General features: G+C 37.5%; 11 protein-coding genes. 2 read left to right on the top strand and 9 right to left on the bottom strand.

Features of this window, described 5'->3' with window-relative positions; genetic code table 11:
- Nucleotides 1–34: 34 nt before the first annotated feature.
- Nucleotides 35–1,207, bottom strand: coding sequence for an HD-GYP domain-containing protein (locus tag E4N66_RS01855; RefSeq protein ID WP_253728747.1), 1,173 nt, complete (start codon nt 1,205–1,207; stop codon nt 35–37).
- A gap of 79 nt (nt 1,208–1,286) precedes the next feature.
- Here E4N66_RS01855 and E4N66_RS01850 point away from each other — a divergent pair, with 79 nt between their 5' ends.
- Entirely contained in the window at nt 1,287–2,135 is an 849-nt protein-coding gene (locus E4N66_RS01850; protein ID WP_253728746.1) for a hypothetical protein, read from the top strand.
- A gap of 35 nt (nt 2,136–2,170) precedes the next feature.
- Here the strand turns inward: E4N66_RS01850 and E4N66_RS01845 are convergent, their stop codons facing one another.
- Nucleotides 2,171–3,721 (bottom strand): helicase HerA-like domain-containing protein, encoded by a 1,551-nt coding sequence (locus tag E4N66_RS01845; protein WP_253728745.1) that lies wholly within the window; start codon nt 3,719–3,721, stop codon nt 2,171–2,173.
- Nucleotides 3,722–3,991: 270 nt separating this feature from the next.
- On the opposite strand from E4N66_RS01845, the gene E4N66_RS01840 reads away from it, so the two are divergent.
- Nucleotides 3,992–4,411 (top strand): hypothetical protein, encoded by a 420-nt coding sequence (locus E4N66_RS01840; protein ID WP_253673105.1) that lies wholly within the window; start codon nt 3,992–3,994, stop codon nt 4,409–4,411.
- Nucleotides 4,412–4,479: 68 nt separating this feature from the next.
- Here E4N66_RS01840 and mutL read toward each other — a convergent pair whose 3' ends face one another.
- The 7 genes from mutL to E4N66_RS01805 all read right to left on the bottom strand — a co-directional run bounded on the left by mutL (nt 4,480) and on the right by E4N66_RS01805 (nt 11,350).
- Entirely contained in the window at nt 4,480–6,483 is a 2,004-nt protein-coding gene (mutL, locus tag E4N66_RS01835; RefSeq protein WP_253728744.1) for a DNA mismatch repair endonuclease MutL, read from the bottom strand.
- A 2-nt stretch (nt 6,484–6,485) separates the two neighbouring features.
- Nucleotides 6,486–6,719, bottom strand: a complete 234-nt coding sequence (gene xseB / locus E4N66_RS01830) for an exodeoxyribonuclease VII small subunit (RefSeq protein WP_162664362.1) — start codon at nt 6,717–6,719, stop codon at nt 6,486–6,488.
- A gap of 508 nt (nt 6,720–7,227) precedes the next feature.
- Nucleotides 7,228–7,782, bottom strand: coding sequence for a hypothetical protein (locus tag E4N66_RS01825; protein WP_253728743.1), 555 nt, complete (start codon nt 7,780–7,782; stop codon nt 7,228–7,230).
- 301 nt (nt 7,783–8,083) lie between these two features.
- Nucleotides 8,084–8,767, bottom strand: a complete 684-nt coding sequence (locus tag E4N66_RS01820) for a hypothetical protein (RefSeq protein ID WP_253728742.1) — start codon at nt 8,765–8,767, stop codon at nt 8,084–8,086.
- Between the two features lie 286 nt (nt 8,768–9,053).
- Nucleotides 9,054–10,085 carry a hypothetical protein gene (locus E4N66_RS01815; protein ID WP_253728741.1) on the bottom strand — a complete coding sequence of 344 codons (1,032 nt, stop codon included), beginning with the start codon at nt 10,083–10,085 and terminating at the stop codon, nt 9,054–9,056.
- A gap of 254 nt (nt 10,086–10,339) precedes the next feature.
- Nucleotides 10,340–10,552, bottom strand: a complete 213-nt coding sequence (locus E4N66_RS01810; RefSeq protein ID WP_253728740.1) for a hypothetical protein — start codon at nt 10,550–10,552, stop codon at nt 10,340–10,342.
- Nucleotides 10,553–10,558: 6 nt separating this feature from the next.
- Nucleotides 10,559–11,350 (bottom strand): hypothetical protein, encoded by a 792-nt coding sequence (locus tag E4N66_RS01805; protein ID WP_253728739.1) that lies wholly within the window; start codon nt 11,348–11,350, stop codon nt 10,559–10,561.
- Between the last annotated feature and the right edge of the window lie 54 nt (nt 11,351–11,404).

Genomic DNA, 11,404 nt, shown 5'->3' with positions numbered 1-11,404 from the left:
ACGGAAGATGTATAGCCCATGATAGCTGCGGAAGCTACGCCTTCTTTTTTCCTTTGCTGAGGGCGGCCACCCATTCCTCTTTACGTGCCGGACGCATGATACGGATGCCGTCCATCGCAGTACGGATGGCTTCCGAAAAAGCAGTTTTTGCAGATCTGTCAATAACACGTACAACGGGAAAACGAGGATCCTCCGAATTATTGTCGATTACTTGTGCAACGGTATTATTTGAAAGATACACAAAGCTGCCGATCGGGAAAAACGACAGCGCATTCAAGAGCGCTTTGAGTACCTCTTCATCATATTGCGAAGGTTCCCGGCGCAAAACATTCAATAACCCCGTTGCAGGATCATCAGCTTTCTTATACTTGCGCTCCCCGGTCATCGCTTCATAAGAACAGACAACCGCCAGAATCTTTCCGTAAAGAGAAATTTTTTCACCGGTCAGCTTTTGAGGGTATCCCGTACCGTTTTCCCGCTCGTGATGATCAAGCGTACCGAGGCAAACCGGCAGCGGAAATTTGGCTTTCTTTAATATTTTACAGGAAAGCACCGGATGCACATGGAGATACTTTTTTTCCTCATCTGACAGTTCGGCTGCTCTGGAATAAATATCTTCGGAAATATGAATAAGGCCTATCTCATGCAGCAAAGCAGTGGTTGCCAATTCTACCAGCTGATGATTTTGCATTTTAAGTTCCATACCGACTACGATAGCAAAAACTGTCGACCGAATCGAATGGGTAACAAGAAAATTATCTACGTTATACGGCATAATCGATTGCAAAATAAGTACTGCCTGCCGGTTTTCTTGTACAAAAGTACAGAATTCCTTCATTTTGGCAATGACACTTTCGGTATTGAGCGCCTGCCTATTACGATAGGCTCCATACACTTCGTCAGCAAAGGCATAGAATCTTTGATAGGTCTTTTCTACTAACTCGCCCGAAAGTTTTGGTTCGGTTAGGACTTGACCTGTGCCGGCCACATCATTTTTTTCTTCGCCCTCATTTTCTTTTTTTTGAGGATTCGCTTCGGTGACGGTTCCTTTTGTATAGAGAAGCGTAAACTGCCATTCGGAAAGAAGTCTTTTTAATTCATCCGTAAAACAACTTTCTCTTGTAAATAACAAAAACTTTTTATCAATGTACACATCCTCCGTAAAATATACGGGGGTTTTCAGCTCTAAAAGTTTCAATGTATTCACTTAAATACGCTCCTGTAGTACACTGAAAGTGTAATCAAAAGATTTACACTATCTATTTATAGATTATAGGAGATTTTGAATGAAATTAAAAGTGCTTATTATTATCTTTAATGCCGTTCTGTTAACTATCTTCTTTACAGTGCTTTCTTTTTCATTCTTTACCGCCGGTACTGAATTTATCGGCAGCTTTTTCAAAAACTACTGGATATTCGTCCTTTTTTTTATGATTCTCTTTCTGGGAATGAATATATTCTTTATCAGCAACTGGAAACTCATAACAACTCTTGAAGCTGAAGATTGGCCCGCACTTTCACTCTATTTAGAGACGGAAATTTTTGAAAAACATCATCTTACTGCTAAAAAAGTACGGATACTGTGTGAAATCAGTATTTTATTGGGCGATTTTGAAATATTAAAACGGCTTGAACGTGTACTCGAAGAATATAAACCTGAATATATTAGAACTTTTGCTTCCCGTTTTGCGGCAGCCAAACTGCTTTCAAACGATTATCAAGGACTTGCCGATTTTATGACTCGTATTGCCGAACAGCCTCATAAAACCTCCCCGTGGATATCGTTTTATGAGGCATTCTCGGCACAGATGCTAAAACGCTACCGCGAGGCAGCAGAGAAATTCTCACACCTGCTGGAAACCGAACAAGAACCGTTTGTTCGATTACTCGGCGTTTATTTTATGGCATGCGGATTATATCATTACATTGATGTGCACAAAGACGAGGCAGATAAAAGGATCGAAGAAGAAAAACGAAAATTAAAAAAACATTCATTGCAGTACTGGAAAAAACATGCGCAAAAAGAAAAACAAAATATTCATGTACTCGTCCTCACAAAAGCAATCGATGATGCACTGATATGGCTTTTTAAAGAAGATGAACTATCGGGGCAAACATCTCAGACGGTTTCTTAACAGCTTGATATATTTGCCCGTCCCTGTATAACTGCTCAACCGCGGAGCATTTTTTTAACGGAGCCGAAAACACCGCGGGTAATTTCCCGTCCGACTGAGCGGGTGATACTGTCAACCAAAATTCTTCCCAATCTATCAGTGGTGCTTTGATTTTTCCGTTTCGCAGCTTCTTCCAGCCTTAACTTTGCCGCTTCTGCCCTTGCTTTGGCGTTTTCGGCTCGTATAAGCGCCGCTTCTTCTTTTGCCTTTGCTGCGTTTTCTTTTGCAAGCTGTTTTTCTTCGGCTTGGCGCGTTGCGGCTTCGGCTTGTTCGCTAAACTGTTTGGTAAGAATCTCATAAGCGGATTCCCGATCGACCGGATCCTTGTATTTGTATAAAAGAGGAGACTCTTCTACCAACGCTGTGATTTTAGCACTGTCGATTACGCCCATTTTACTGTGAGGAGGAACAATCATTGTCCGCTGCGTTATGGAAGGGCTGCCGTCCTGCTGCAAAACGGAAACGAGGGCTTCGCCGGTTTTAAGCTGCGTGATAACTTGAGCGGTGTCGAATGCAGGATTGACGCGGAAGGTCTCGGCTGCAAGGCGTATGGCTTTTGCATCCTTAGGGGTAAACGCCCTCAACGCATGTTGAATCTTATTTCCCAGCTGACCGAGGATGTCTTCGGGAATATCGGCGGGATTTTGAGTAACGAAAAAAACCGCAACGCCCTTCGACCGGATTAAACGCATGATTTGTTCAATCTTTTGAAGCAATATCTTTGAGCCGTTATCAAACAACAAGTGAGCTTCATCAAAGAAAAAAACGATTTTCGGTTTTTCCGCATCGCCGATTTCCGGGAGGTTTTCGTAAAGTTCGGATAAGAACCATAGCAAAAAGGTTGAATACAGCATGGGCTTTTGGTACAGTTTGACGGCATTTAATATATTGATATAACCTCGTCCGTCCGATGTTTGCTTAAAAAAATCATTGAGGTCTAAAGCCGGTTCTCCGAAAAAATTATCGGCTCCTTCATTTTCGAGCGTTAAAAGATTCCGCTGAATTGCCCCTACCGAGGTGTCGGAGATATTACCGTATTTTAATTTTAAATCCTGCTTATTTTCACTGACATAATGGAGCATCGCTTTAAGATCCTTTAAATCCAAAAGCAATAGCCCGTCCTCATCCGCGACACGAAACGCGATATTCAATACGCCGGTTTGCACTTCGTTAAGGTCTAAAAGGCGCGAAAGCAACAGCGGCCCCATTTCGGAAATCGTAGTGCGTATGGGATGTCCCGTTTCTTGTAAGATACTCCACATCCGCACGGGATAATTTTTAAATTCAAAGTTTGAAATATGTAAGAGACTGAGCCGTTCTTGCAGTTTAACGCTCGATTCGCCTTTTTCGGCAAAACCGCACAGGTCGCCTTTCACATCCGGTAAAAACACCGGCACGCCTAAATCGCTGAATGCTTCCGCAATTACTTTGAGCGTAACGGTCTTTCCGGTACCGGTAGCCCCCGTAATAAGTCCGTGTCTATTCGCCCTCATCGGTAAAAGTTCAACCGCAGTTTCGCCGCGGCCTAAAAAAATTGCTTCGTTCATAATGCTTCCTTATAATCGTAATATAGAAAAAGAATCGGGACTTCTTCATAACCTTAGTTTTAGAGATTTCCTTAAAATTTAATCAGCCTGTAAAATTTTTTAGCGAAAAATACAAGAAAGGTCAATGCCGGCGGGTTTGTTCAAGTCTATAAACAAGAATCTTGATGCAGTTCAAAGAAGAAAAGTATAAGGATTTTTACTACAAGAAGTTTAATCCACCGGTATTGAAATGCTTATTTCCTTATATTATCATAAGTCAAAGGCTATAAAATGGGTTTCAGAAAATTTACAAGATTAATATTACTTATTTCTTTTTGTATACATTTATCTGCATGTATATTACCTAAACCGCCATTAATAAATTTTATTTCAATAGAGGGTAATGATATTATCATTGAATATAATGTAAAAAAAATAGGCAATAAAATCACTCGTTTACAGACAGAGTCAATAAATGATATGCAGCGAGTAGAAATACCATTTGAAATTTTAAAATATAGTATAAGTCCACAGAATAAAAATAAAATACTAGTAACTGTGTCTAAGTATTCTGATAAATTTCAAGGTTCATTTAATATTTTTATAGGCTTTCAAAATCGTAGATTTGATAGAATTACGGTGTTTGTTAAAATAGATAAAAAAGATTGCACAATTACAGTTATAGATGAGTATAGTTTTTGGTTCCTATAACGCTTTCATAAGCTCCCTAGCCTATTGTACTGAGATATTGGTTGCATAGCCGTACAAAAATATTTTGTCTACGTTCGCTTAACTCGTTTAAAGAGTTCTTCGCGGGTAAGCACAATCCAGATTGGGCGGCCGTGCGGACAGATGGGTTCCGGAAGTTCAAAGGCTTGCGCCGCAATGTGCTGCTGGGTTACGGGGTCGAGGATGGCATGATCCTTGCAGGCAGCACGGCAGGCGGCTGAGGCTAAAATCTGATAGAGGATATCATCGGCATTTTTACGGACGCCCGTGATGTCGCGGATAAGATCGCGCTCCGTGCCTGTCCACCGTGCCGGTACGGCGGTTACCTGCCATACGCCCGCACCTTCATCGGAGAGGGCAAAGCCCGCCTTACACAGCAGCTCCTGATGTTTTTTGATAAACGCATCGTCTTCTTCCGATGAAGTGATAATGCGGTAGGGGATTAACAGCTCCTGTACGCCGCCGATATTATGCCGCAGCTGCTCAAAGATAATCCGCTCGTGGGCAGCATGTTGGTCAATTAAATACAGCGCCTCGTTTTTTTCTACTGCGATAAAGGTACCGGCGACCTGTCCGAGCAGCTTAAAATCAGCCGGAGGAAGATCCGGCGGCGGCTGTAGATACGCTGCCGTACCCGTAGCCGCAGGCGGTGGAATAATGCGTTCCCCTACTGAATAAGGAACTGCTGCTGTCGCCGCTATTTGGCGGAATGCGCTGCCATATCCGCTTTGTGCAGAACCGTACTCCGCTTGAGTGCCGGACACCTCGTAGTTGTATCCGTCAGGCAGTACACCGGTATCGTTTCCGTACTCCTTTCCATATCGGTCATACTCATCGGCTGCTGTACCGACGGCTGAGTTACCGCTTTTACCGTCTCCATGCTGACCGGCTGCCGTGCCGGAGTGCGATGACTGTGGGTATGCTCCTGCCGGGGAACCGTGCTGAAAATCCAGAGGGCGGGTAAGGCTGGGGTCATACTTTTCTTTTAAGAGACTTGCAACGGTATGCTGCCGGTAAAAGGAGCCGACGGCGCTGCTGACGGCGTGGTGGATAGCGCCGTAATCCTGAAAGCGTGCTTCTTTTTTTGCGGGGTGAATGTTAAAGTCCACACGGGAAGGCTCTACCGTTAAAAATAAAAACGCAACGGGATGTCCGCCGTTGGGGAAATAGCCTTCGCTGCCGTACTCGATTGCCTGCGTAAGTCCAAACTCGGTAATCCTTCTACCGTTGACAAATACCATGATAGCGCGTTTATCGCTTCGGACAACATCCGGGCTGCCGAGCACAATACGGAACGAGAAATGCTCACCGCTTCCTTCAATTTCAAAAAAGAGCGCTTCGGGTTCTTTAAACGAAAAAGCGGCGAGGCAACGTTCCCGCAGCGACTCTGTAGGAGGAAGCAGAAAGCGAAGCTCGCCATCCGTGATAAAGCGCATTTCGGTACGGTAATGCGGCAGAGCTTTGTCGAGAAAGATTATTCTACACAGCGCAGTCTCGGCAGCCGCCCGCTTTAAAAACTGCTTGCGGGCAGGAAAGTTTTCAAAGAGGTTTTCTACCTGCACCACAGTACCGGCATTTAGACGCGCCGGAAGTATCCTCCCTAGCTGCAATTTCCATGCGGCGGGGCCGTTTCGCGTCGAGATAATCTCCAGATCACTGACCGCTTTAATAGAAGAAAGCGCTTCGCCGCGGAAACCGAGGCTGTGCAGGGAGAGCAAATCTTCCGCGGTGGATATCTTGCTCGTCGTATGGGTATCCGTACAGATTGCAAGGTCTTCGCGGCTCATTCCGCAACCGTTATCCGTCACCCGAATGCGGTCGATACCGCCGCCTGCAATTTCCACTTGCACCTTTGAAGCGCCTGCATCGATTGCATTATCTAAAAGCTCGCGGATAACGGCTGCAGGGCGATCAATAACCTCGCCGGCCGCAATTTTCCGTGCCGTTTCCGCATCAAGCGCTTTTATCGGCTTGTACACCGCGGCGGAATCGACAGCCGTATCAGTATAAAAAGAAACTTGAGATATTTCAGGTGATTGAGACGAGGTATCCATTGCTATATATCATCAGCTGAAAATAGCTCCAGCTCAGGTTTATCCTGCGATTGCACCGGCTGATTCATCAATATCTGCACCTTACTTTCTATTTTATCAATGTCTTTTTCCAAGGTTTTAGCAAGCTTGATTCCTTCTTCAAAAGCCGCAAGAGCTTCTTCCAACGGAAGATCGGCACTCTTGATTTTTTCGCTGATTTCTTCAAGACGCGTTAACCGTTCTTCAAATTTTTTCAACGTCTTCTCCTTCTCTATTCGAGACAACCGGACTGCTTTTAAACACCCCCACGAATAAACGGCGGTGATGATGGCATATATAGTTAGCGCTAACAGTAATAGTTCTTGAACATGAAGTGTGTTTATATAGTATATGTTTATTACAATATACTATATAACCCTCTATATATCAACATTATCAAATCTTCTTATTTTTTTAAAGTGTATCATGAATCAATATTTTTATCACTCCCTCACCTTTTACTTTGAAAACGATGTTATGTATTATTTCATTTTATGGATGGATAATATCCATATTTCCAAATCCAAAAATCAGCTCATTTTCTTTTATAACACAACATAAATCAAACTTTGTTATAAGCCGAAATGATATTTCACCATTTTTAAATATTTTCCAATCAGATCTTTTCTTACAAGCTTTTTTATATTGATTATATTCTTCATTTGAAATTTTTATTGTATAGTAAAAAGGTAATTGTTGAATCCTAATTGGAATTCCATTTGAATATTATTTTTCAATAACCTCAATAGGTTTATCTTTAATTTGAATATCCGTTTCATGAGTAAAAAGCCATTTTATAAAATTTATATTTTTACAATCAGCAATATTTAATGTGTCCTGTAAATAATATTTACTATAAAAATCAGAATAATTATAACAATCATATATGATTCTCAATTCATTTAAAATATCACATCTATAGAACTTTCCAGACTGAGACTCATACATCCAATAATTATTTTGAATTTCATATTTCTTTCCTGTCAGTAGATACTCAACTTTATATTCACCATCTATAATACAAGCTTTTTCAACATTATTTATAGAAATAGGTTTTGACTTTTTAATTTTTCTATCCATCGATATTAAAGCATTATAGAGATCTTTATTTAAAATTGCTGACTCATCATGCGATTTCGGAATCCATCCTTTATACAGTAGAATACTATTAGAATTATTTTCTAGTAAAATGAAAATATCCATCTCTCGTTCATCATGAGCAAAGATATTTTGCAATAAAAATAGTAAGATATACAAAATACATATTCTTTTATTTTTCATATTCCCCTCAGAATTACTGCCTCCAGAAGGCAGTCCATATAACTAACGTTTTAAACCGCAACGCAGCTGAACCGTTTTTCCGGCTTTGAAAACGGTGTTGAAAAAAATATTTCTTATTGAAATATTATATTCAGTTTTCTTTTATCAAACAGCTTCTTCTACCTAAACCAGAAAGTTCAATGTCATTTTCTAATATTTTTATTAATGCATGAAAAATTCATCAGCGAAAGCACATTCCTCAAATTTTGATTTCACTACTTCTTTTTTATCAACTAACTTTGGTATATTTATAATTGTATTTTCATTTCTTAAAAACCAACAACAGACATCCTTCATAGATAAATGATAATGGAATAACTATACCCGTTTTAAACCATAAAATAGTATCCATATTGTTATATCCAAAAAAACCAATTATATATTCATTTGCATTGAATATTTTAAATAAATAACTTATAAAAAACATCACAATCGGAATAATAAAGAAAGAAGTATAAATTATTATTAAAAATTCTTTCTTTTTAATTTTAAGATGATTTAATTCTATAATTATTAAATTAAATACAAAAGCAAAAAACGATATTAAAATTAATACAATTGGTTTATAAAGCAAAAAATAAAAAGGGGAAATTAAAAATACAATACCGGCAGGACCTGCTATATGTGCAGCCATAATTAAAAATAACATAATTAAAAAGAATATAAAAAATATAAGTAAATTAAAAATCATAGAAAATATTTTTGTAATTACTTGAGACATATAACCCCATACAATAAACAATAAAGGTGTAAGAATAAATGTTATTTTTTTAAACCTAATCCAATCCCATGTATTAGTTAAAAATGGATTTACTTCTAACAACCATATTCCCCATGATATAAATGCAAATATACAAAGCAAGAATAGTGCATTTCTTTTTTTCAACATTTTAAAATTACCAAAATTTCCTTTACTCAAGCGGAAAAGCCGTTTTTTCTCAATCAAGCACAGTGTGCTGTTATGTAGAACACTATTTTAAACTATAGGCAGCCTGTCTGCCCGTTGATTTTAAAAACTGTCTTAGGCGAAAAATATCTTTTCGTGAAATATTATATTCACTTTCTTTTTTTCTTAAAAAGGGCGTTTTATATTTCTAGAAGTACCTTTTCTAGGTTAATATTTTAACTGATGAACGTCAAGACCTGCTATAGCCTTACCTCATCATAAAGCTCTGGTTCTTTTTTAATCAATTCCTGACTCGGCTAAAAATATTTAATGTATTTATCATCTTCTAGTTCTCATCAATGATTTTTGCATCAACAAGGTGCATTATATCGGTTTCTGTTCTGATTCCGTTAAATACAGGTTTGTTTTTCTTAATATCAAATACTGTATAACAAACAGTCCAATTATGACCAAACAGTCCGTTACGCAAGGAATCCCTAAAAGGACTGATACAAAACGGTGCCAGAAAATAATCATCAGATAGCAGCACTAAAGGTCCGGCCGCTCGCTCGTATCTTTGCTTAAATGTACATTGAATATCTTCAAATGTATTTAAATCCGTTATAACACAGCTTTTACTATCGCTTCTAAAAGATTTCATATTCTCTGTTTGTGTAGCAGATGCACCCTGCCGTATTATTTTATTTTTATGACGACTATTAGGATAAGACCAGCCGATATCAATTTCATTTTTTCGGATATTTCCTGTTGAGCGGTCAATTACAAAATTTCCCGAATCACCGACAAATCCTCCGTCCATATAAAAATAAACAGTATCATCATCAGCTTGAACGCTTGTAATAAATCGGGACTCATATCGTTCTTCGGATTTTTTGAGAATATCTTCAATTTCATACAGTTTTTTTATTCGTTTTGTTCGAGAATCATATTCATATAGAATATGAGGTTCCCTGTTTTTCTCACACCGTTCACACCAGAATATAGTATTTTCAGTAAAAGTACATAAGTGATATATTTCCCATTCAAAATCAAATAAAATAGCTTCTTCATTGTTAATATAATTAAGCCTTATTACACGATATAAATTATCATTTTTTTCAGCAAATAAAACTGTATCCTTATTTTCTCTGTCAAATCTTATTCCTAAAATATTGCGTTTCTTTAAACAGTCTAAGTCAATTAACAACTGCTCTCCATTATAAATTGAATATGTCGCTTTTTCTCCATACCCCTTTTGAAACAAATAAACCAGTAAAATATTTTCAGTTTCTTTCCTTGGTTCAGCACATGCAATATCTATAAATAAATTTAATAAAAGTAAAGAGTAAATTATTTTTTTTAGAAATTTTATTCTCATTTATTTTCCCCAAATGCCCCAGTGAGGTGTACGCATAACGTTCGCTTAACTTGCATTCGCGATCTATCTGCAATATCAGATTAAAGCAAGTGTTTGATTTTGTCAATTTCTTTAATCTTTAATATGATTTTTTACAAATAGTTCGTACGTATCAGTATTGTAGCCCTCGTAATTATTATCCCGTAATTCTTTTATATATTTTTGAGTTATATCAAAAAGGCTCGGTCTAAATACATCTTGTATTCCATTTTTCTTCAAAGATTCGTTACACTTAGCAGAACCATAAAATCTTTCAATGCTTGGTATTTTTTATTTTTATAATTTTCTAAATTATATTTCCCTTGTTCAATTATCTTCCCATTATTTACCTTTATTAAGATGTATTCTTCAAATTCTGAAAGATACCCACCATGAATATAATTTATCATATCACCTTGAGGTATAGCTAAGATATTCTTCTTATACATAATATTTTAACCTTCTGTAAATGAGGTAATATTAAAAACAAAATCCTTTATTTTATATACTCCTTCTTTTTTTACTAAATGGAATATATGATTTTCTTCTGTCTTTATAGTGTTTCCCGCAAATTTTCCTTCTCCAATCTTCTTATATTCCTGTAAAGCTTTTTGGCCGAATTTTTTCAATTCTTCTTCACTTATACAAATATCATCATAATATTTGAAATACACCTTTTTTGTAAGCTCCATACCATGGTCTGCATAAAACCAATGCGTAGCCCCTGCTTTTACGATACAAGTGCATTCCTTATCAGTGATTGAAACTATTGAGGTATCTTTTATCTTTATACTTTTACTTGTATTAAGGAATCTATCCGGTTGCTGAGATGCTTTTGTATATAAATTCAAAATGATATTCTGCCAAATTTCATCTTCTAAAAATATTTTATGAAATATTTCTGTTAATTCATCGCTTGGTTTATAATCAAAATCAAATATATTAAAATAGTATTCCTCTTCCAATACTTTTATTGTTTCATAAAATAATTTTATCTGATCTTCAACAGTAGGATTTTCCACATCTAATATTTTTAGAGATTCATAAAATGGTTTAAAATATTCTTTCACTTCAGGATTTTTTAAATCTAATCTTTCTCTTGCTTCTTCAAAGGTTAGCAATTCTTCTCTTGCAGAATTTTCTATATCTGTTGCTACAGCAGTAGAATCTTTATTTTCATTTTTTTTACATGAGATAAACAAAAATAATAGAACAGAAAATAATATAATTCTACTTAAACTTTTCATTTTTCCTCCACGGCAAACCAGCGACCTGTCGCCACAACATTGTTTTAAACCGCA

Origin of the sequence: Treponema sp. OMZ 857 (assembly GCF_024181085.1) — a bacterium.
Lineage (GTDB): Bacteria > Spirochaetota > Spirochaetia > Treponematales > Treponemataceae > Treponema.
The sequence above is the reverse complement of the archived record's forward strand: the minus strand, read 5'-3'. Positions and strand labels throughout refer to the sequence as shown.